General features: G+C 34.3%; 24 protein-coding genes. 6 read left to right on the top strand and 18 right to left on the bottom strand.

Going from position 1 to position 21933, the window contains the following annotated elements; genetic code table 11:
• The first annotated feature begins 48 nt into the window (after positions 1 to 48).
• Positions 49 to 828 (top strand): amidohydrolase, encoded by a 780-nt coding sequence (locus tag D778_RS00970; RefSeq protein ID WP_007646841.1) that lies wholly within the window; start codon positions 49 to 51, stop codon positions 826 to 828.
• Here the strand turns inward: D778_RS00970 and D778_RS00965 are convergent.
• Positions 820 to 2427 carry an Ig-like domain-containing domain gene (locus tag D778_RS00965; RefSeq protein ID WP_040491179.1) on the bottom strand — a complete coding sequence of 536 codons (1608 nt, stop codon included), beginning with the start codon at positions 2425 to 2427 and terminating at the stop codon, positions 820 to 822. The two genes, D778_RS00970 and D778_RS00965, sit on opposite strands and share 9 nt — an antisense overlap.
• Positions 2428 to 2485: 58 nt before the next feature.
• Positions 2486 to 3163, bottom strand: a complete 678-nt coding sequence (locus D778_RS00960; protein ID WP_007646835.1) for a ComF family protein — start codon at positions 3161 to 3163, stop codon at positions 2486 to 2488.
• A 161-nt stretch (positions 3164 to 3324) separates the two neighbouring features.
• Here D778_RS00960 and D778_RS00955 point away from each other — a divergent pair, with 161 nt between their 5' ends.
• On the top strand, positions 3325 to 4209 hold the full coding sequence (locus D778_RS00955; protein WP_007646832.1) for a hypothetical protein: 885 nt from the start codon (positions 3325 to 3327) through the stop codon (positions 4207 to 4209).
• A 63-nt stretch (positions 4210 to 4272) separates the two neighbouring features.
• Positions 4273 to 5814 carry a glycine--tRNA ligase gene (locus D778_RS00950; RefSeq protein ID WP_007646830.1) on the top strand — a complete coding sequence of 514 codons (1542 nt, stop codon included), beginning with the start codon at positions 4273 to 4275 and terminating at the stop codon, positions 5812 to 5814.
• Between the two features lie 208 nt (positions 5815 to 6022).
• Here the strand turns inward: D778_RS00950 and D778_RS00945 are convergent, their stop codons facing one another.
• From D778_RS00945 to D778_RS00895, 11 genes are all read right to left on the bottom strand, one after another.
• Positions 6023 to 6400 (bottom strand): hypothetical protein, encoded by a 378-nt coding sequence (locus D778_RS00945; protein WP_007646828.1) that lies wholly within the window; start codon positions 6398 to 6400, stop codon positions 6023 to 6025.
• Between the two features lie 2 nt (positions 6401 to 6402).
• Entirely contained in the window at positions 6403 to 6984 is a 582-nt protein-coding gene (locus D778_RS00940; RefSeq protein ID WP_007646826.1) for a TlpA family protein disulfide reductase, read from the bottom strand.
• Positions 6985 to 7048: 64 nt separating this feature from the next.
• Positions 7049 to 7525, bottom strand: a complete 477-nt coding sequence (locus D778_RS00935) for a hypothetical protein (protein WP_040491175.1) — start codon at positions 7523 to 7525, stop codon at positions 7049 to 7051.
• A gap of 356 nt (positions 7526 to 7881) precedes the next feature.
• Entirely contained in the window at positions 7882 to 10101 is a 2220-nt protein-coding gene (locus D778_RS00930) for a TonB-dependent receptor (protein ID WP_007646825.1), read from the bottom strand.
• 375 nt (positions 10102 to 10476) lie between these two features.
• Positions 10477 to 10881 carry an alternative ribosome rescue aminoacyl-tRNA hydrolase ArfB gene (arfB, locus tag D778_RS00925; protein WP_007646823.1) on the bottom strand — a complete coding sequence of 135 codons (405 nt, stop codon included), beginning with the start codon at positions 10879 to 10881 and terminating at the stop codon, positions 10477 to 10479.
• Position 10882: 1 nt separating this feature from the next.
• Entirely contained in the window at positions 10883 to 12433 is a 1551-nt protein-coding gene (locus D778_RS00920) for a DUF4301 family protein (RefSeq protein WP_007646822.1), read from the bottom strand.
• 4 nt (positions 12434 to 12437) lie between these two features.
• The gene (locus tag D778_RS00915; protein ID WP_007646812.1) at positions 12438 to 12962 is read right to left on the bottom strand and encodes an AAA family ATPase; all 525 of its coding nucleotides are present in this window, start codon (positions 12960 to 12962) and stop codon (positions 12438 to 12440) included.
• Positions 12959 to 13591 (bottom strand): nicotinamide riboside transporter PnuC, encoded by a 633-nt coding sequence (pnuC, locus tag D778_RS00910; RefSeq protein ID WP_007646811.1) that lies wholly within the window; start codon positions 13589 to 13591, stop codon positions 12959 to 12961. Before pnuC ends, D778_RS00915 begins: the two co-directional genes overlap by 4 nt.
• Positions 13575 to 13835, bottom strand: a complete 261-nt coding sequence (locus tag D778_RS00905) for a YkoF family thiamine-binding protein (RefSeq protein ID WP_007646809.1) — start codon at positions 13833 to 13835, stop codon at positions 13575 to 13577. Before D778_RS00905 ends, pnuC begins: the two co-directional genes overlap by 17 nt.
• A 124-nt stretch (positions 13836 to 13959) precedes the next feature.
• Complete coding sequence (locus tag D778_RS00900; protein WP_040491171.1) at positions 13960 to 14727, bottom strand: phosphoglycerol geranylgeranyltransferase; 768 nt, start codon at positions 14725 to 14727, stop codon at positions 13960 to 13962.
• Between the two features lie 26 nt (positions 14728 to 14753).
• Positions 14754 to 15386: a 4'-phosphopantetheinyl transferase family protein gene (locus tag D778_RS00895; protein ID WP_007646807.1), complete on the bottom strand. Its 633-nt coding sequence runs from the start codon at positions 15384 to 15386 to the stop codon at positions 14754 to 14756.
• 134 nt (positions 15387 to 15520) lie between these two features.
• Between D778_RS00895 and ahcY the strand changes: the two genes are divergently transcribed.
• On the top strand, positions 15521 to 16837 hold the full coding sequence (gene ahcY / locus D778_RS00890; protein ID WP_007646806.1) for an adenosylhomocysteinase: 1317 nt from the start codon (positions 15521 to 15523) through the stop codon (positions 16835 to 16837).
• A gap of 59 nt (positions 16838 to 16896) precedes the next feature.
• Positions 16897 to 17412 (top strand): very short patch repair endonuclease, encoded by a 516-nt coding sequence (locus D778_RS00885; RefSeq protein WP_007646805.1) that lies wholly within the window; start codon positions 16897 to 16899, stop codon positions 17410 to 17412.
• 120 nt (positions 17413 to 17532) lie between these two features.
• Here the strand turns inward: D778_RS00885 and rpmA are convergent, their stop codons facing one another.
• The 4 genes from rpmA to D778_RS00865 all read right to left on the bottom strand — a co-directional run bounded on the left by rpmA (position 17533) and on the right by D778_RS00865 (position 20081).
• Positions 17533 to 17793: a 50S ribosomal protein L27 gene (rpmA, locus tag D778_RS00880; RefSeq protein ID WP_007646798.1), complete on the bottom strand. Its 261-nt coding sequence runs from the start codon at positions 17791 to 17793 to the stop codon at positions 17533 to 17535.
• A gap of 43 nt (positions 17794 to 17836) precedes the next feature.
• Positions 17837 to 18523 (bottom strand): 50S ribosomal protein L21, encoded by a 687-nt coding sequence (rplU, locus tag D778_RS00875; protein WP_007646796.1) that lies wholly within the window; start codon positions 18521 to 18523, stop codon positions 17837 to 17839.
• Positions 18524 to 18600: 77 nt separating this feature from the next.
• Complete coding sequence (locus D778_RS00870; protein WP_040491384.1) at positions 18601 to 19056, bottom strand: DUF4199 domain-containing protein; 456 nt, start codon at positions 19054 to 19056, stop codon at positions 18601 to 18603.
• Positions 19057 to 19202: 146 nt separating this feature from the next.
• Positions 19203 to 20081 carry a DMT family transporter gene (locus D778_RS00865; RefSeq protein WP_007646783.1) on the bottom strand — a complete coding sequence of 293 codons (879 nt, stop codon included), beginning with the start codon at positions 20079 to 20081 and terminating at the stop codon, positions 19203 to 19205.
• Positions 20082 to 20170: 89 nt separating this feature from the next.
• On the opposite strand from D778_RS00865, the gene D778_RS00860 reads away from it, so the two are divergent.
• Positions 20171 to 20710 carry a heavy-metal-associated domain-containing protein gene (locus D778_RS00860; protein WP_007646781.1) on the top strand — a complete coding sequence of 180 codons (540 nt, stop codon included), beginning with the start codon at positions 20171 to 20173 and terminating at the stop codon, positions 20708 to 20710.
• 55 nt (positions 20711 to 20765) lie between these two features.
• Here the strand turns inward: D778_RS00860 and D778_RS14070 are convergent, their stop codons facing one another.
• Positions 20766 to 21890: a M23 family metallopeptidase gene (locus D778_RS14070; RefSeq protein ID WP_007646779.1), complete on the bottom strand. Its 1125-nt coding sequence runs from the start codon at positions 21888 to 21890 to the stop codon at positions 20766 to 20768.
• Positions 21891 to 21933: the final 43 nt, after the last annotated feature.

The following is a 21933-nucleotide window of genomic DNA, read 5'->3' as shown; positions in this document are numbered from 1 at the left end:
TAAAGACAGACTGAGGCAAATTATTTTAAAAATCCGTACTTTTAATACATGCAAGAAAATCTAAAAATAGTTCTCATTCAAACAGAATTGTTTTGGGAGAATCCAGAACAGAACAGAAATCATCTTACCAATAAGATTGAGCGTATTTCAGAAGCTGTGGATGTGATTGTTCTTCCGGAAATGTTTACCTCTGGATTTACCATGGAACCAAAAAAAGTGGCAGAAACTATGTTTGGGGATACGGTTGATTGGTTGCAAGAATTGGCTTTAAAAAAGCAAACAGCCCTTATGGGAAGCATGGTTGTTTCAGAACATGGATATTTTTATAACCGATTGTTGTTTGTACATCCTAATGGCATTATAGAAACCTACGATAAAAAACACACCTTTACCCTTGCAGGTGAAGACAAAGTGTATGCTGCAGGGCAAAGCAAGTTGATAGTAACTTATAAAGGTTGGAAGATTTGTCCGTTAATTTGTTATGATTTGCGTTTTCCTGTTTGGTCTAGGAATGTGGAAAATTATGATGTATTGGTATATGTGGCGAATTGGCCCAAAGTAAGGGTAGCTGCTTGGGATGCGCTCTTAAAAGCAAGAGCCATAGAAAACATGAGTTATTGTGTGGGAGTAAATAGAGTGGGATTGGATGGGAATGGCCATGAGTATAATGGTCATTCAGCTGTATTTGATGTTTTGGGAAAAAAATTAGATAACATTCCAGAGAATCAGGAAACAACAGAAATAATCACGTTAAGTAAAACCCATATAAAAACCTATAGAGAGAAACTTAATTTCCTAAAAGATAAAGACACCTTTACTTTAGAGTAAGGTAAAATCTATTATGGGATCCCAATTGGCTCTAACATCAATAGGGTCTGGAAAATAGCTTATTTTTTCTGGTTGTTGGTTTTTTAAAAAATTTCCAGAGTCGTACTGTCCATTTTTATTGCTGTCGTGTACAACCCGTAAATAATACGTGTTGGGTGTTACATACTTAAAATCTATAGGTTCTGGTTTTTTGCTGTATTTTTCAACCTTCACCTCTCCTTTGTCATCTGTTAGTTGTACAATTACAGGATAGGTCACATTTTTTAAATTCACTCTCACGTTACCATAGTCGGCAAAGGTTTTTGTGCTAATCGTGTAATTTAAAGTGTCGTTTTTATTGTCGAAAAAATCTACAAAAGTATTTGGTAACACCTGAATGTTATATCTATTGCTTTCGGTTTTATCAAAATTAACAGTCAGTGTATTGGATAATGAATCCAGTTTAATCTTAAAAGCAACATCAGTAGAGTCCTTGTCTTTAACGGAAATGCGCTTTTTGGCAATTCTCTCAAACGGAATATTGCCAGAAATTTTAAAATCTTCTTCAAAACCAATGGTTCCTGTTGGAGATGCTTTCACCACCAAGGTATCTCTAGGTTGCTCGCTAATTTTAACTGTAAACTCTTCGGAATAATTAGTATTGCTTACTTTAAACAGTAAGGAATCGGTATCCTTTAGTCTGGGTTTATACCAATAGTTTAAAGAATCTGTCTTGGCATCTTTGGTAATTCGGGATTTAAAATCTTGAGGTGTGTTTGAGAGTATTTGAATGTTCATTTTTTCATAATCACCTTCAAAGCCAAATGCTATTTTTTCACCAGAAATTAATCGAGGGTTAATGATTTTTGGATCTGCTGCTTCTTTAAATAGTTTTATGGTGTAAAGCGTATCTGTTGGTACAGTTATAGGTTTTTCCAAGAATCCAATTTTATCACTTCGTTGTTGGTATTTGCTGTCTTGGTTTTCATCTTTTAAGGCAATAAGCTTATATGTTCCAGCCTTAATGTTATCTATGGAAAAGGTGGTGGTACTGTCTAAGGTATTGGTTATGTATTTGGGTTGTTTTTTGTACACAATAGAATCTGTATAGGTAGAATCCATTTCGTATAGCATCACAGATACAAAATCATCTGGTTTCCTTAAAGTAGCATCAATAATGTTTCCTTTAACTGAAAGTGAATCTATGTAATTGCCTGTTGAGAATACATATCTATAATATGGATATGGGTTTCCTTCGTTGTTGTCCACTATGCTATTTCCAAAATTAAAGGCATAGGTTGTGTTTGGGTCTAAAGTGTCCTTAATTTTTATGGTAATGTATTTACTTGCCAAACCTTGAGGGGAAATTTCTGGAGCAGGATCCATAGGAGGCGAAATAATTAACTGTTTTTGGAGGTTATTAATTTTAATATACTCGTTAAACGTAATCTTTATTTCGGTTTCATTAAAGTTGGTTGAAAAATTTTCAGGTTCAGATTTTACAATTACTGGAGGTGTTACATCCTTGTCTCCACCACCTGGTCTTCCTTTATTGGCGCAATTGGCCAAAAGCAAAGAAAAAACAACTAGGTATAAAGCGCGATAACAGGTCCGATTCATTTTTCAAAAATAATTTAGATGCAAAGAAACAATTAAATTCCCAATCACGAAACTATCCTTAAGCTATTGCCATGGCTGCAACACTAACTTTAACATTCTGCGCTCTGTTCAAGACCGCAATGCAGGCTTCCATGGTAGCGCCTGTGGTAATAATATCGTCCACCAATAAAATGTGTTTGTTGTTGATTTTTTCCTTGTTTTGGATGCTAAAAAGTTCGTTGTTATTCATCCATCTGCTAAACCTGTTTTTTTTAACTTGAGAAGCTGTGTTGGTTATTTTTATCAGTACATCGTCACAATACGCAGTATTTAGTTGTTTTGCTATTTCCTGAGCAAATTTGGCAACCTGGTTGTAACCTCTTTTCCTTAATTTCTTTTTATGAAGAGGTACTGGAATAACCGCATCAATATTTTGGTAGGCAGCAAGCGATTTTAACTCTTCGCCAAGCCATACACCTAAGAATACTCCTATATCTTCGTACCCTTTATATTTTAAATGATGTATCAATTGTTGGGTTAAGCCTTTTTTTTCAAAACGCAACAAGGCTGTGGCGTGTTCAATTTTAGCACGACCATAAAAGGTTTTTAAAACGGTATCATCGTTTTCCAAATGGAAATTGGTAACTGGCAAATTGTGCCTGCAATTGGTGCAAATGTACGTTTCGTAATCGCTTAACTGGAACAAGCAGGCAAAACATACTTTAGGGAAGAACAAGTCCAAAACCGATTGAAACATTTTGTGCGAATTTACCCTAAAGATATTAATAACAAAGCAACTATGAAACCCTATTTAAACAAAGAATTTAGAACTTTAACAATTTTTTTATCACTTTATCGATTAAAATAAAATTACACAAGCATTATTTATAGTTTCGTGAGGTAAAATTATAAATTAAGATGATAGTTAACCCTCAATTATTTAACTACAGATTAATTATAGGTACATTGGTAATAGCAATTGTTGTTTTAGGGTCTTATAGCTTTTCAACATATAAAACTCTTAAAAATCATCAAGAATTTATGGAACAGGAAACGTTGCTTGTTCAAAATGAATTACACGAAATGATTAAGAGTTACGATGCAGTAAAAGCAGACAACAATACCATGCAATTAGAGTTAAATAAAGCTAAAACAAATCTTTCCAGTGTTTTAGATTCTTTATTGACCGAAAATGCCGATGCATCCGTAATATCTAAGTACAAGAATCAATTAGCAGCTCTTAAAAGAGAAAAAGCTTTTTTATTTGCAAAAGCAGACATGGCTCAAAAACAAAATCAATCCCTTGAGGTTGAGTTGTATTCCATGTCTCAAAATTATCTCAATCAACAACAATATTTGAAAGAGTTAGAAGCTGAAAACACGCTGCTTTCCAAAACCATAAAAAAAATAGTTTCTGTGTCTGCTGTTAATGTTAATGCAGTAGCTTTAAACACTGTAAACCCAAAAACCGATATGAAAACCAACCAAATTAACGACTTGGATCATATTGAGGTTTGCTTAACCTTGTTAAGTAACGAGTTTACTCCAAAAGGAAACAAAAACATCTTTGTTCAAATTATTGGCCCAGATAATAAGTTGGTCGTGGAACGAGGGCATGTGAAATTTAAGAACAATGCCTTGGATTATAGTGGTATGACTGTGGTTAACAACAATTACGACAACATGGATGTATGTACCAAAATTAATGTGGAATCTAAAAACCTATTAAAAGAAGGCACATACAATGTCCTGATTTATAACGACGATTTACAAATAGGAAAAACAGAACTGGAACTTAATTAACTAACCAATTATATTTTTTGAAAAACCGTTCCATTAGTTGGAACGGTTTTTTATTTTTGCAGCATGGCAAACGACGATCAATTTAAAAAAGTAATCTCTCACGCAAAAGAGTATGGTTACGTGTTCCAAAGTAGTGAAATTTACGATGGACTTAGTGCAGTTTACGATTATGCTCAAAATGGAGCAGAATTAAAGAAAAACATACGTGACTATTGGTGGAAAGCCATGGTACAGATGAATGAAAACATTGTAGGCATTGATGCTGCAATTTTTATGCATCCAACTACCTGGAAAGCCTCTGGACACGTGGATGCGTTTAACGATCCTTTAATCGATAACAAGGACTCAAAAAAACGTTATAGAGCTGATGTGTTAATAGAGGATTACTGTGCTAAAATTGAAGCTAAAATAGATAAAGAAGTTGCCAAAGCCGAAAAGCGATTTGGTGAGGCTTTTAATAAAGAAGAGTTTGTAATTACAAACCCTCGTGTCTTAGGGTATCAAGAAAAAATAACCGAGATTCTTTCCAGAATGGGAAAATCTTTGGAAGCAGAAGATTTGGCAGACGTAAAAGCGCTTATTGAAGAATTGGACATTGCGGACCCTCTTACAGGTTCCAGAAACTGGACAGAAGTAAAGCAGTTTAACTTGATGTTTGGAACCAAACTTGGCGCTAGTGCAGAACATGCCATGGATCTATACCTACGTCCAGAAACAGCCCAAGGTATTTTTGTAAACTTTTTAAACGTTCAGAAAACAGGACGCATGAAAATCCCTTTCGGGATTGCACAAACCGGAAAGGCCTTTAGAAACGAGATTGTAGCGAGACAATTCATCTTTAGAATGCGAGAGTTTGAACAAATGGAAATGCAATTCTTTATCAAGCCTGGAACACAAAAAGAATGGTTTGACTATTGGAAGGAAACCAGAATGAAATGGCATAAATCCCTTGGTCTGGGAGAAGAGAATTATCGTTTTCATGACCACGAAAAATTAGCGCATTATGCAGATGCTGCCACAGATATTGAGTTTAAATTTCCTTTCGGATTTAAAGAATTGGAAGGCATTCACTCCAGAACAGATTTCGATTTAAAACAGCACGAAGCATTTTCTGGAAAGAAACTACAATATTTCGACCATGAAGATAATTCCAGCTACACACCTTATGTACTTGAAACGTCTATTGGTTTAGATAGAATGTTCTTGGCTGTGTTTTCCAACGCTTTGGTGGAAGAAGAACTGGATAATAACACTACCAGAACCGTTTTAAAATTACCGGCCGTTTTAGCACCTGTAAAAGCCGCTATTTTGCCGTTGGTTAAAAAAGATGGATTACCGGAAATTGCCAGACAAATTGTAGAAGATTTAAAATGGGATTTCAACGTGGATTACGACGAGAAAGATGCCGTTGGAAGACGTTATAGACGCCAAGATGCCAATGGAACACCATTTTGTATTACTGTAGATCACGATACTTTGGAAGACAATACAGTAACCATTCGACATAGAGATACTATGGACCAAAAACGTGTGAAGATTACAGATTTAAAAGATATTATAAGTGCTGAAGTAGATGTAAAACATTGGTTGATGAAAATGAAATAAACATGGTCACACTGAGCTTGTCGAAGTGCAACATGAGTCTATCTGCCTTTACAGAGAATCTTTAAAAATTAAAACTCCCAAGCTGCATGAGCTTGGGAGTTTTTGTTATATTAAGAATTTTAAAATTAACAACGTAGCAAGTATCATAAATATAGCTATTCCTGTAATTTTTTTGTTTTTCTGATTGTAAAATATCATTTAAAAATGTTTAAGGCTCCCAAATAACCAAACACCAATTTGGAACTATTAGATCTTTACTATCTATAAATGGATTTTCCAAGCTTCTGTGTTGATATTGTAAAGCTACAGGAGATTTGTTAAATTGTTTTTGATTGAACCCAGAAAAAATATAAGAAGAAAAATCAACTAAATGTTCATGAAATAGAAACTGATAATGATCTTTTTGAATTTGAACATTCAATTCATTTATAAATTCAGCTTCTTTTTCAATTTTATAATAATTGGAAAAAGGACTTTTCACAAACACGTTTTCGTTAGCACTTTTAAACTCCTTGTTGTTTGCGTTTTGAGCCACTGAAGAAATACTGATAAATATTAAAATAAAGCTGTTTAGAAGGTATTTCATGCTTAAAGATTAAAGATAGAATTTAAGTTTTGTTTAACTTCAGTTTTACTTTCTAAATGTGTTGAAGCATATAAAAGACGACTATGTTTATCAAAAACAAGACTTAAAGACAAGCCAAACTCATTGTGGTTAGGAGCAATATCATTAATAAATTTAAAATAGCTCTTTCTCCAATTCCCTTTCTCGTAATTTGACACACAAAACAAAGGCTTATCAAAGTTCAATCTATCAAAAAATAGTTTAGTATTATACAATTGTTTACTGTTATCTTTTTCTATTAAAATTATGTAGAGTTCTACATTCTTTCTCATCTTTATTAACTGAAGAACTTCTGGAAAAAATTCTCTACAGGGTCTACACCAAGTAGCAAAAGAGTAAATAAGATGATAGTCTTTATTACTGTTTTTTATTAGATTGAATATGTCATTTTCTGTAAGTGAATATATTTCAGAGCTACTATTATGCTCCATATCATAAACTAACTTATTATAGCTTATTATATCTTTTAGTTTATATTTATTTTGTCCATTTATAGAAGATATTGTGGACAACAATAAAAACAGTATAGCGCATAATTTTTTCATACAATTAAATTAAATAATGTAGTTGCCATTGTAAATTATATGGCAACTTCATTATCTTAAAATATTAATTATTCTCTAATCTAATTTCATATCCACCGTATTCTCCTAAATTATAGTCTAATTCATGTATTCCAGATTTAAAGATTAACTTTCCATCATCTTCATTATAAATATCTTCATCGATATGTAAATCTGAATTTATGCCATAATCAAGTGGTTTGTCTAACTTAATTTGGATATACTCTCCATCAGAATCATTTAACACAGGAACTTCAATTTCACCTTCTTGTCTCTCACAGAAAAAGCATACTCTACAAATTCCCAATCCTCTTGTACAGTTATACTTAGATCTCCAAAGTTTAACAATCATAATCTTAACTTTAAACTCTGATATTGAATTTAAATTATCAAAATTCCCACTTAAAAATATATTCTCATTAAAATTGGCGTCTTTTGTGATATCAGTACTTTTATTTTCATCTATCGTACAAGACCAAATAGTTAAAAGGCTTAATAAACTATAATACAAATATTTTTTCATAATTTCTAAAATTTAAACCAGTTCAAAATATTTTTTTCAAAACTGGTTGGTTAAACAAAACCTGCTTAGAAGCCTTAATTTTAGAAGCCTTTAAAGAAGAAGTCTTTTGAATAAAAAAAACTAGCGCTAGTTATGTTCGAACTAAAAATCTAAAAATCTTGTTGAGAGACTTCTAAATTTGCTCGCCATGATATTTAGACAACTGGAATTTATTAAAAAAAAAATTGACTGAACAGACATTTTTAAGATATTTAAGCATTTCATCGAAAAGCGCTAAAATAAATTACGGTTTTTCCGTACTTGAAATAAAAACTCCCAAGCTAATTTAGCTTGGGAGTTTTTTGTTAATTGGAATTTTAAAACTTTAAAGTTACACCCAACAAAAAGTTTCTGGTTGCTTGTGGATAATATCCCGTTCCTTCAATAGTGGTTATTTGGTTCGGATCTGACCAAGTATCATCATAGGTGTAGTAAAAACCATTAGAACTGTATTTTTCTCCAAAGAGATTGTTTACCAAACCAGAAATGACAATAGTTTTAAATATTGAAGGAGTTTCAATTTCGTACATCACATTAAAATCGTTCACAAAATAACTGTCCAATTTGGAGGTTTCAGAATCTGTATTTCCCATATATTGCTCGCCAACAAATTTGCTTAACAAAGACATTTGCAAGCCATTAATTGGCTTAAAAACAAATGCATTTCCTGCTACTATGTTTGGTGAAAACGAAATATTGGTTTCCCCTAAATCAACTATCCTTCCATCAATAGAAGCAAAGGTCTCTTTGTTTTTATTCATGCTTAAAGCCATGTTTGGTTGTACGCTAAATGCTTTGGAAATATTAAAAACAGCATCTACTTCCAGACCCAAACGGTAACTTTTTCCAGAATTTTCCCTAATAGGGTTCCCACTATTATTTATGGCGCCTGTTAGAACCAATTGTTCGTTATAGAGCATGTAGTATAGGTTGGTGTTTAGGCTAAAAAGGTTGGATGTATGCCTCCAGCCCAATTCAAAATCGTTTAATTGCTCTGGTTTGACATCGGCATTATTTTCAAAATCATCCCTGTTAGGTTCTCTATTGGCTCTTGCATAAGAAAAATACAGGTTGTTATTGGTATTTATATTATAAGAGACTCCTGCTTTTGGGTTGAAGAAATGATAATTTTTATCCACAATAAAAGGTGCCACATCGGAATTTGTTCCAGTAGTTTTATAATGTACATAACGGGATTGCAAATCCAGGTATAAACTAAGATGTTCATTTAATCTATATGTGGCTTTGGCAAACGAACTCGCATCTATTTTTTTGCCATTTCCATTGTAATACCTGTCCCTTATCATGCTATTGCTTGCATATTGGGCCCAAATAATTTCACCAAAATGATCTCCAGAATAAGTGCTGTAAGAGGTTCCTAAAATAACATTTAAGGCATTTGTTTTGTAATTCACATTGGCGTTTACTACATAAAAATCGTTATCCAGCCACCTGCGTCTTATCAAGTCGGTTTCAGTAAGGGTTTCATTACCTATGTCCACATTCTCCAATCCATAGTCCACAAATGCCTGGTCTTCTTTGTATTGCTCAAAATAACCTTTTCCTTTGGTGTAATTTAAGGCAAGATTGGTAGACCAGTTATTGTTGATTTTTTGGTTCCAATGAAATTGGTAATGATCTTGCTGGTAATTGTCAACCTCATTATCGTAAAACTGCACATTACCATTCTCATCGGTATACATGCCAGCAGAGTTAAAGGTTCTATCGTGTTCTAAAAGATAAGGGTCTTCAATCCCGTTCCAAGATTGATAGGTTACTTCCTTTCCACTAAAGGTAATGGCTTTTATTAAGGTGCTTTCATCCACATAGGAGGCTTGAAGAAAATAAGACTTTAAATTTGAAGAAGCCCTATCTATGTAGCCATTGGATGTTATTTGAGACAAACGTCCAGCAATTTCTATGTGGTCGTTTAGCAGTCCAGTACTAAATTTTACGGTATGTTTCCAAGTGTTAAAACTCCCAAAACTATTGGCAATTTCTCCGTATGCTTTATTTGAAACTGCATCTGTAAGCACATTGATACTAGCTCCAAACGCACCTGAGCCATTGGTAGAGGTTCCTACGCCACGTTGCAGTTGCAGGCTTTCTACAGAAGAGGCAAAGTCGCCCAAATTCACCCAAAAAGTCCCCAAGGATTCGGCATCGTTATATGGTATGCCGTTAATGGTTACGTTTGTGGATTGCGCATTCACGCCTCGAACCCGAATTCCAGTGTAACCCACACCAGCTCCAGCATCGGAAGTGGTTACAACCGAAGGTAAATAATTCAATAAAATAGGGACGTCTTGTCCTAAATTTCGCTTTTGCAACTGTTCCTTGGTTACATTAGAGTGGGTAATTGGAGACGTGGCATTGACACGAACAGCTTTTACCAATACTTCGTTCAAGGTTTCCAATTGTGTGGAATCTTGTTGTTTTTCCTGAGAAAAAGCTGAAAAGCCAAAAAATAAAAAAAGTAAAAAAATGTGAAGGTTCTGCCTACTTTTAAAAGACAGGTGGTTGAATAAAAGTTTCATTCGATTAAATAAATTTATTCGAATAAAAAGAGGTGATTATTCTTTTGTTAGTAAATGATTTTTATTGTGAGATGCTTCGCCAAGCTTAGCATGACACGTAACACAAAATTGTGTATAAAGTCCCTAAACAGCATTACCTGTTCTAGGTTCATTGGGTATGATCTCAGCCTAAAAGATTTAAGATTCAGGATTTGGGATTCAAGATTTTTTATGAAGGTTTTAAATTCAGCAATCTATAATCGTTAATCTGCAATCGTCAATCAAAAAAGCACCCCTTTTTGAGAACGCTGCAAAGGTAAATCAGATTTTTTGTTTTTCGGCAATAAAACCTTAAAAAAGTTAGTAAAAACGCTTCTAGTAAACAGCGACAGAATACTAGACTTCAGGTGGCTTTCTATTGGCTTTCTTGTCAGCTTGTTGCTTCTTTTTTGATAAGCGTTTTAGTTTAACGGCTTTTGGGATTTTTGTGGGTTTTCGTTTTTTTGGGACTTTTAAACCTTGCTTAATAAGGTCTAGAAAACGTTTTACAACAAGTTCTTTGTTTTTATGCTGACTTCTGCTCTCATCGCTTTGTAATATAAGAATCCCATCAGTTGTTAGCCTATTGGATAAATTATTGAGAAGTAAGTTTTTTTGTGCCTCTGAAAACACTTCCGATTGTTTCAAATTGAAATTTAAAACCACTTTAGAAGCCACTTTATTGACATGTTGTCCTCCAGCACCAGAACTTCTAATGGCTTTATAGGTCAGTTCAGAAATAAGCAAGGCTTCATCAAACATGTTATTGCACTTGATGGGTTGGTTTCAATAAATCTGTTACCGTTTTAACAGGATTAAAGGTAATTAGTGGCACTTCTACAAAAATGGTATTCCAGTTTGCCATGCTTCCATTCCAAAGACCAGGCAATTCAAGAGCTTTAAGGTCCTTACCGGTTTTGGTTTTCATGGTTATGAATGCTGTTTTATGATCTATAAAGCTTTCTAAATTAAACGGATTGCCTTGATAATCTTTGATACCACAAACCAAATCTACGGGATTGAAATGCGTGGCATTTTTTAAAATGTCTTTTTGATGCTTGTCTTTTTTGTTGATTTGTGCAGACTCCACGATTTGTAAGGATACTTGGCCACTTTCTTCCTTAACCCAAAAAGGGCCTCCTCCAGGTTCCCCTTCATTTTTTACCATCCCACAAACACGTATCGGTCTGTTAAGCTTGTCCCTTAAGTAATCAATCTGATATTCCTTGGCATATTTTTCAAATTCAGAAGAAATAACCACATTCATTTTATTGGAAAGGAAATTGGCAATCTCAACTATTGTATTTTCAGAAATTGTTTGGCTTTCTAAGAGTCTTAAGTATTCAAAAGCTTGACTTTGGATGTCCATTAAAATTCCAGCCAACATTTTTTTGTATTCGCTTACATCGTTTTCATATTTAAAAACCACCACGTTATCTATGTTCTTGATGAAAATAATATCGGCATCCAAATCGTTTAAATTTGAAAGTAAGGCGCCATGACCAGAAGGTCTAAACAACAAACTGCCATCTTCCAGTCTAAAAGGTTGGTTGTCTTCTGTTACAGCAATGGTATCTGTGGCTTCTTTTTGATAGGAAAAGGAAATTTCAAATCTGGTATTGGTTTTACGCTCAACAATGGTTTGTATTTTTTTAAACTCGTCGTCAAAAATATCTTTGTATTTTTCTGAAATGGTGTAGTGTAAATGTGCTTTGTTGTTGGTAGAAGCATAGAGGGCAGCTTCAAACAAATGCTCTTCAAAAGCTGTAGCAATGTGTTCTTTGTATTTATGAAAAGGCAAAAGTCCCTTTGGGTAAAAACCAAAGTTTAACTTATCTGGATCCAGCATGGTTTTTACAAACATATAACGTTGCATGTCTGTAGAGGATTGATGGTAATCTGGATAAATATCCTTTATTTTATTTAACACAATGTTGTAAAAAGGGAGTTTTTCCAATCCAACAAAAAACACAGCCAATAAGGATTCTTTGGTTCTGTTTATGTAAGCATTTACAGTTTCTTGATCTGGATTGTAATCTTCTATAAAACTAAAAAACGACTTAAACATTCTGGTTGCTGCACCAGAAGCTGGTACAAATTTTATAATGGAATGCTTGTTTCGTTTAGAATCGAACAAATTTATATATGCTTGTTTTTCAGATTCAGAGAGTTGTAAAATTCCATTTTGTATGGTGGCAGCAGATTCTAGGTTAATAAATGGCAAACCGGTTTTAAACAGTTCAATTTGTTTGATAATTTTATTTACTGTTAAGCCTTTATTTAAAATCTGGTTGATGTCTTTTTCGGAAAACATGAAATTACTTTTTTAATAATTTATCTATGTGCTCAATAGCTGTATCCAAGCGTTTGGAGAAACTTCCTGATAATAACACATATGGTAAGTTGTTGTTAATTAACTCGTCCTGGAACAAGTTAAACATAACTTCCCTTTCATGGGGTTTGTCTCTTATCCCATCAAATTCCCATGGGATATCAATATTAGTTAAAAAATAGAGATTATAGTAATTTTCCAAGGCATATTTATTTAAAATTTCTGGTGAATACCCTTTGTAATACGCTTTGCTGTATACTTTGGTTTCCAGCAAATTGGTATCGCAAATCAATAAGCGATCTACTTGTTTTGCCAGAGCATTTTCCAAAGCTATTTGTCCTTTGGCAATAGTTAAAACATCGGCTTTGGTTAAGGATTCATTTTTTTTAGCTTTCTCTTCAGCAAAAATTCGAGAAAACTCGGGGACCCAAAGTGTGTTGTAGTGGGCAGCCAATTGTTTCGCCAAAACGGTTTTTCCTGTAGATTCAGGTCCAAACAGCACAATTTTCATACACTTGCTATCTCTCTGCTTAAGAGTTTCTTCCATGATATATATCCATAAATTGCAATTATTGTAAAACCTAAATACTGTAAACTGGTAAACGTAAATCCTTTATAAAAATACAACGGAATGGATATTAAATCGCCAAGAATCCAGAAAATCCAGTTTTCCACTTTTCGTTTCGCCATAAGCCACATGCCCACAAAAAATATTCCTGTGGTTATGGTATCTATGTAAGCGACCCAAGTTGTCCACATATTAAAGGAATTGTAAACTATATATACAAACAATAGTGTGGCTATAAATATCCAAACACTGGCCATTTTTTCTTTTTTGTTTGTAAGTGAGATGGGTGTTAAATGCGTGTTGTCTACCTTTCGGGTCCAAACATACCAACCATAGATGCTCATAATAAAGTAATAAGCATTAATAAGCATGTCTCCCAATAAACTCCATTTAAAAAGCAAATACACAAATATACTTGTGCTTATCATCCCTGTTGGAAAGACCAAAATATTATTTTGCTTAGAGCACCAGACAGATAGAAACCCAAAAATAACAGCTATTATTTCTAAAACAATATCTACGGTTTCATAGGTTGCGTATTGCTCAAAAAAGAAATTAAAAATTTGGTTCATAGTCGCTCCTGTCTGTTTTTACAAGTTTCATGGTCAACACACATATATTTTGCGCTTCAAAAGATTTATGGATTTGCGCTATCAGAAAGGGCATCAATTCATCATATTCCCCAAAAATTTGAGTGCTTAAGGGGTTTTCCAAAACTGTAAATTTGGAATTCCTTAATTCTTTTATAAAGCTAATAACGTGTGTTTCGTAATCGTCCTGTAATGGCGATAAAGTTAAATCTACTGATATATTCATTGCTGTTATTTTTTATTCCTTCGTTTGTCTTTTGGCAAACACAAGAGAAGGAAATTATATTTGCTTACATCTATAAGGTTTTAAAAAACCTTGCAGGATTACTCTTATAAGTTATAAAATCCTTTTAATTTTCCCCTTTTGGCAAATGTCTGGAGGACAAAGAGGCTAATTCTTCAAAAAGAGCTTCATTGTCTTCAAAAGCTGTCCCAATAACCACTAGGTCTGCTCCAGAATTGTAGGCTTCCTCCAATTGTTTTTTTGTTCTAATACCTCCTCCAACAATTAAAGGAAGGGATATTTCTTTTTTCACACTATTTATAATGGTTGAATCTATTGGATTTAAAGCGCCACTTCCAGCTTCCAAATAAATCAGTTTCATGCCTAATAATTCTCCTGCTTTTGCTGTGTCTACTATATCTTGAACAGAATCTTTAGACATTGGTTTTGTACCTGTAACTTTTTGAACAGCTGTTTCTTTACCGTTTTCAATAAGCAGGTAACCTGTAGGGATCACTTCAAGGTGCATTTGGCGTAATTTTGATACGGAAGCGACCTGTTTTCCTATTAAGTATTCAGGATTTCTACCGGAAATTAAAGACAGAAACAGCAAAGCATCAGCTTGACCTGTAATTTGTGAAACGTCCCCAGGAAATAGGATTACAGGCAAATGGGTGTGTTTTTTAATTACTGAAACCAGTTGTTCTGTAGCAAAATCTGCAACTGTACTGCCTCCTACAAAAATATGTGTCGCCAAAGACTGGTTTATTTTCCCAATAAATTGAGATGCCATCTTAATGGTCATTTTATCAGGATCTATTAAAACGGCCAAAAGTTTTTCACACTTGGATATGGCTTTTATTATCTGCTGATATATTGTTTCTAGTTGGTACACAAATACGGGGTTCTATTTTAAATATTTTATTTAGAAGGCAATGCGTATGCACAGGTAAAACCTTCAAATTCAAAAAATTCGGTATAATACCTGTGTTTTCTATCTTGATAATCAATCCAAGCTATGGTGGAAGCTTCATTTATGGTAAAGGGGATTACCAAGGTGTGCTGTAAAAAACTCAGGCCAGGAGTTGCAAAAAGTTTGTATAAAGATTCTTTTATACACCAGATAACCGTTAATTTATTGATGTAATCCGGCTCGTCTGTTTTTAGGTATTGAAACTCATATTCCATAAATTTATGGGCAATGACACCAATTTTTTTACGTTGTTTTTCAATGTCTATGCCAACCTTAAAGTCACTTACAATTATGCCAGAAAAAGTAAAGGAGTGGGTAATGGAAATGTGTTTCCCGTCTTTTAGATGTGGTTTGCCATTTTCGTCGTAAAACAAATCGGTATCTGTATAGCCAAATTCTGCCAGCAAATGTCTCACACTTAAAAAACCTCTTTGGTGCAGCTCGCTTTTCATGTTTAAAACACGTTGTAGGTTTTCAGGCTTCAAGTTGATGCCTTGAAACAAATCGTTATAGGATTCTGTAATCTTCCAGATTTTAACAGTAGTTTGTGAGTTAGGACTAAGGGTTTTATAAAGAGGCATTTAATATTCTAAAAGTTATTAGTTATCTTTGCACTGCCAAAAGCAGATTTAACAATTCCGGCAAGCGAATTTAACTATTTTAAGTGCTATTGCCAAAGTTGTTAGACTTTAAAAATCAATAAGAAAAATTAATTATGAATACAAAAACTGTTGCTTACGTACCATATAAGGTAAAAGATATCTCACTTGCAGATTGGGGAAGAAAGGAAATTGAATTAGCTGAAGCTGAAATGCCAGGCTTAATGAGTCTTCGTGAAGAATACAAGGAGTCTCAACCACTTAAAGGAGCTAGGATTGCTGGATGTTTGCATATGACCATTCAAACAGCTGTCTTAATAGAGACCTTACAAGCCTTGGGAGCTGAAGTAACTTGGAGTTCTTGTAACATTTTCTCTACTCAAGACCAAGCTGCTGCTGCCATTGCTGCCACAGGAACTGCTGTGTATGCATGGAAGGATATGACCGAAGAGGAATTTGACTGGTGTATTGAACAAACCTTGTTTTTTGGGGAAGATAGAAAACCATTAAATATGATATTGGACGATGGTGGCGATCTAACAAACATGGTTCTAGACAAATATCCAGAATTGGCTGCAGGAATTAATGGCTTATCTGAAGAAACCACTACGGGAGTTCACAGATTGTATGAACGTATGAAAGCTGGAACTTTGCCAATGCCAGCAATTAATGTGAACGATAGTGTGACCAAATCAAAATTTGATAACAAATATGGCTGTCGTGAAAGCGCAGTAGATGCCATCCGTCGTGCTACAGATGTGATGCTTGCTGGAAAACGTGTGGTTGTTTGTGGTTATGGAGACGTTGGTAAAGGTACAGCTGCATCCTTTAAAGGTGCAGGAAGTATTGTAACAGTTACCGAAATCGATCCTATTTGTGCACTACAGGCTGCTATGGATGGTTTTGAAGTGAAAAAACTGGAAACCGTTGTTGGGAATGCTGATATAGTAATTACAACCACTGGAAATAAAGATATTGTTCGTGGTGAGCATTTTGAAGCCATGAAAGATAAAACCATTGTATGTAACATTGGACATTTTGACAATGAAATTGATATGGCTTGGTTAAACAAAAACCATGGTCATACCAAAAACACCATTAAGCCACAGGTTGATAAATACACTGTTAATGGAACAGATGTCATTATCTTGGCACAAGGACGTTTGGTGAATTTAGGTTGTGCCACAGGACATCCTAGTTTTGTAATGAGTAACTCGTTTACAAACCAAACTTTGGCTCAAATAGAACTTTGGACCAATAAAGATGCTTATGAAAACAAAGTATATATGTTGCCTAAACACCTGGATGAAAAAGTAGCTCAATTGCATTTGGCTAAAATTGGCGTTGAATTAACAGAACTTCGTGAAGACCAAGCTAAATACATTGGAGTGCCAGTTGAAGGACCATTTAAGCCTGAATATTATAGATATTAATTATTATTAATATTTTTAGACAAAGCATTGGATACTAAAAATAAAAATCCCAAACTTAAATGTTTGGGATTTTTTATTTAAAACCTTTATATTTCATAGACTTTATGGTTTATAAAGAAGAAAAAATACAAGTCCCTCGTTTTAATGAAGCTTCAGGTTTTTATACCACAAAAAAGCGTTCAAGAATAATGAGCAGGATTTCAGGTAAAAATACCAAGCCCGAAATCATGTTCCGCAAAGCGCTTTGGGCAGAAGGAGTCCGTTATAGAGTTAACAATAAACAGCTACCTGGACGCCCAGATATAAGCATAAAAAAATATAAGCTCGCTATTTTTATAGATGGCGAATTTTGGCATGGTTACAATTGGGAAGAAAAAAAGCACAGCATAAAAAGCAACAAAGGATTTTGGATCCCTAAAATTGAGCGCAATATGCAACGAGATAAAGAAGTGAATCAGCAGCTTTACGATATGGATTATACCGTTTTTAGGTTTTGGGGAAAAGATATTAAAACAGATTTGGATAGATGTATTAATGACGTTTTGGTATTTATTACTTCTGGAACCATCCCATAAATCGATCTTGTATATGCGAAACCAATACAATACATTCTTAATTATATTGGTCAAAAAAACAAAACCCCTTTTCAGACTTCCTGAAAGGGGTTTTTAAATTGAGTATAAAGAAACAGTTTCTTAAGCCTCAAATGGCTCAATAGAAACATAAGATTTGTTATCTTTTTTCTTTGTAAACTTTACAATGCCATCAACTTTAGCATGTAATGTATGATCTTTTCCAGCATACACATTCTCGCCTGGATTATGTGCAGTACCTCTTTGTCTAACGATAATGTTACCAGCTACAGCAGCTTGGCCACCAAATATCTTAACACCTAAACGTTTCGATTCTGATTCTCTACCGTTTTTAGAACTTCCGACTCCTTTTTTATGTGCCATTGTCTTTTAGGTTTTATGTTGTTAATATTAAATGAAACGAAAATTACTTTTCAATTCCACCATCTAATTTTTCTTGTAATGCTTTTAGTTCATCCCACTTACCATCTGCAGCTAATTTAGCTTGTTTAGGCCAAGTGTCTGTTACTAAATGAGCTAATCTTGAGCTAGCTTCAGTTAATACAGCGCTTAACTCTTCAGGTGTTGCTTTTGCAATTTTAGCAAAAGTTTCATATCCTGCATTTATTAAAGCTTCGGCAGCCTTAGGTCCAGCACCTTCAATTTTCTTTAAGTCATCTGCTTTTGCAGCCGATTTCTTTGGACTTGCTTTTTTAGCCTCTGCTTTTGGGGCAGCAGCTTTAGATTCAGCTTTTTTTGCCGGTTCAGCTTTTTTCTCTGCCTTAGCAGCTGGTTTAGCTCCTGAAGCAACAATGCTTTCAATTACGATTTCAGTTAAAGATTGTCTGTGACCATTTTTTACACGGTAACCTTTACGACGTTTCTTTTTGAAAACGATTACTTTATCACCTTTAAGGTGTTTTAAAACTTTGGCTCCTACTTGAGCTCCGTTTATAGCTGGGGCGCCTACAGTTACTTTGTCTCCATCTGCTAAAAGAAGTACATTGTCAAAAGACACTTGTTTTCCTTCTTCCGTAGCCAAACGATGAACAAAGACTTTTTGGTCTTTTTCAACTTTGAATTGTTGCCCTGCTATCTCTACAATTGCGTACATAGCGTAACGTTTATATTAATTAATTTGTTCAAAAAATGAGTGCAAATATACTGCTAATTAATTAAACTACAAACGTTTTATTTATTTTCAGAAAGATTTTTACTGTTTTTAAAAATTTGCATGAAAGTCAGGCTTAATATCGCTGTTGACGAAAGCCCTTCTATAAGTATGATAAAAATTAAAATACCTCCTCCTTGGTCGTAATCCTTAAACCATTCGCGAAGCAAAGTGTCCTTAAATTCAACATCCAGATGAAACATATATATGCTCATAAAAAGGGCAAACACAAAGGTGGCCAGAAATCCTGTTACAACACCGGTTTTAAATCCATTGATGTAAGTGAAAGTGTTTCCCGAAACCAATTTATATTGCTTAATAACGGTATAAATGCCAAAGGCCATGATGAAGCCATTAAACAATCGTAACCAAGGGTTGTTGTGCCATCCTATAAGTTTTAAAACCAAGAAATAAACAATCAGTAGTATGGCAGTTATGAGACCGTATTTTATCGAAATTTTAGCTGAGGTATTCATTTTAAAGGATTTAATGTTACTAAATTTCGTGATTATTTTACAAAAAGCATAATTTTTAAACAAAATTATAAACTTGGCTGTATGAATTGGGATTGAAAATCCCCAAATCATATAAAGAAGATTGCTTATTTTAAACTGTACATCTGTTAGCGTTGCCTTTTGTGGGATAAATACACACCAAGTAAAATAATCAAGGTGGCGAAACCTTGAAGCAATGTAAAAGATTCACCATCCATCACGCCCCAAGTCAAGGCTACAATTGGCATTAAATAAGTCACCGAAGAAGCAAAAACAGGTGTGGAGATATGGATTAATTTGTTAAAGAGAACTTTGGCCAAAGCAGTCCCAAAAAAAGATAAAATGGTAACAAACACTAGCGACATTTTAAAATGTGGGTTCTCTAGGGTTTTGGCACTGAAAAAACCTGAAAAAAGTAAAACCAAAATAGCAGGTACCACTATTACCACGTAATTTCCTGCTGCAATGGCCAAGGGTTTTACAAATTGTAGATGTGTTTTTATAATGTTTACATTTAACGCATACATAATGGTAGAACCTATCACAAAACCTGCATATAAGTAATTTTGTCCTGGATTTAATTCGGCACCTTTTAAAATTAGGATAGCTGTTCCTATAAAGCCTATTATAACTCCTAAAACCTGTCTTCTGGTAGAGGCTATCCTAAAAACGGCAAAACCTAAAAGTATGGTGTTTAAGGGCACCAACGAGTTTAAAATAGATGCTACAGCACTATCAATCTCGGTTTCGGCAATGGCAAATAAAAATGCTGGAAAAAAAGACCCCAAAAACCCAGAAAGCGCAATCCATTTCCATTGGGATATTTCAATTTGCTTCACACTTTTATAGCCAGCAACAAACAAAAACAAAGCAGTAATAATGGTTCTTAGGGCACCTAATTGATACGGACTTAAGCCTAAAAGTGACTTTTTAATAAGTATAAAAGAGCTTCCCCATATCAAGGACAAGACAAATAAATACAACCATTTAACTTGAATATGCTTCATAAATTACAACCAAACCACAAAATTGCTATTTTTGATGCAATAAACACTAATTATTAGTAATTTTGTATCTAAATCAATATTTAAAACAAATGAAATCATTAAAAAATATTATCGGTTTATTACTGTTTACCGTTTTCTTTACGGCATGTAAGAACGAAACAGCTCCAGAGGTAAAAACAGTGGAGGTTGAGTCAACAACAGAAGAAGTGGCTACATTAGACCCAAATGCAACTTATGCTAAAGCAGAGTTTACCATTGAAGGTATGACCTGTGCCATGGGTTGTGCTAAAACCATTGAAAAGAAAATGGCTAAAATGGAAGGTGTAAAATCTGCCAAAGTGGATTTTGACAAAAAATTAGCTATGGTAGAATACGACGAAGCTAAAGTAACACCAGCATCTTTGGAAGAGGTGGTTAAAAAAGCTGGAGATATGTATTCCGTAAAAGACATGCATGCAGTTGACGCTTTTGGTGAAAAAGCTGATGCTGAAAAAACTGCTTGTGCAAAAGATTGTAAGAAAGCATGTTGTGCAGACAAAGCTGAAACATCTGAAACTTCAACAGACAAAAAAATGGCCTGCAAAGCGGATTGTAAAATGGCCTGTTGTGCAGAAAAAGGAAAAGCTTAAGTTTCCTTTAAAACATAATACTGAAAAAGCATCTCGATCGAGATGCTTTTTTTGTTTAAAACTCTATAACATCACTTTCCGAGGGTAACTTGTCTATAAACACTTCATGTAAGTTTGGTGAAAAAGGTGTTATTGGCTTTTCGTCCAGATAGCCAGGAGGTAGCGCACCTAATTTAATAAACTCAGGAAACGTATAAGGCAGACTTTCCATAAAAAGGCCATCTGCATATTCTTCCAGTTCTTTGTTCTCTGGATTGGTAAGCAAGTGCATATGTAAATGAGGGGCAAAAGAGTTTCCAGAATTTCCTAATCTCCCTAATACCTGACCAGTGTTTACAATGTCTCCAACAGATACTAATATGGAATTTGGTATTAAATGACAATATGTACTAATGGTACCATCAAGATGTTCAATATATACCACATTTCCTGAAGCGTTTGAAGTATTGGTCTCGTAATCCAATTTTCCAGGAGTTGTATTGTCTGGAATATTATTTTCAGTAAAAATCACTTTTCCTCCCTCTACTGCTTTAACTGGAAGGTTATAACAATGCCAATCCGTTAATTGTTCACCATTGTTTACGTATGGTAAGTTATTTACCATTAACGCATAGTCAATGGCATAACGTTGTGGATTGTTTCCTATAAGATAACCGTTTTGGGTTTCGTCAAACTGTAAATCTTGAAATGGAAATATTGCTCGGGTATGATAAGATGTGCTTCCAGGTGCTCCTTCTGCCAACCAAACCCCTTCAGGTACAGGAAATTGAATTGTTTTTGGATTTGGATACTGTGTTTCAACTTGTAATGGAAAAGTAAAGACCTGAAAGCTATTGTTGGTTTCCTTATATTCAAAAGTGTGCAGTATCTCTTCTTTTTCCCATCCGGATTCTGGATATTCAATCCAAATGTGCGCAATGTGCAGATCGTTGCGCGAGATAAAATCTGTATAAGACAATAACAAACTGTCATCATAAATAATATCTACCTTCTCTAAGTGTGGTGTTTTAATATGTAAGTCGTAAACCAACCATGTGCCATTGGTGTTTATAACTTTAACTGGAGCAGTAGGAAGTGCAATATGGAAGTCTGCATCCTCACTTAAGTTATCACTTTTATTACAAGAAAGAAGAACTGCAAAGAGTAAGAAAACAATTGTTTTATAAGCTTTAAAAACCATGAAATAAGTAATGTTTTAAATTATTTTGGAGATGAATATAAAA

It is taken from the genome of Xanthomarina gelatinilytica (genome assembly GCF_000348685.1).
Classification (GTDB): domain Bacteria; phylum Bacteroidota; class Bacteroidia; order Flavobacteriales; family Flavobacteriaceae; genus Xanthomarina; species Xanthomarina gelatinilytica.
Note: the sequence above shows the minus strand (reverse complement) of the source record. Positions and strands in the feature narration are given on the sequence as shown.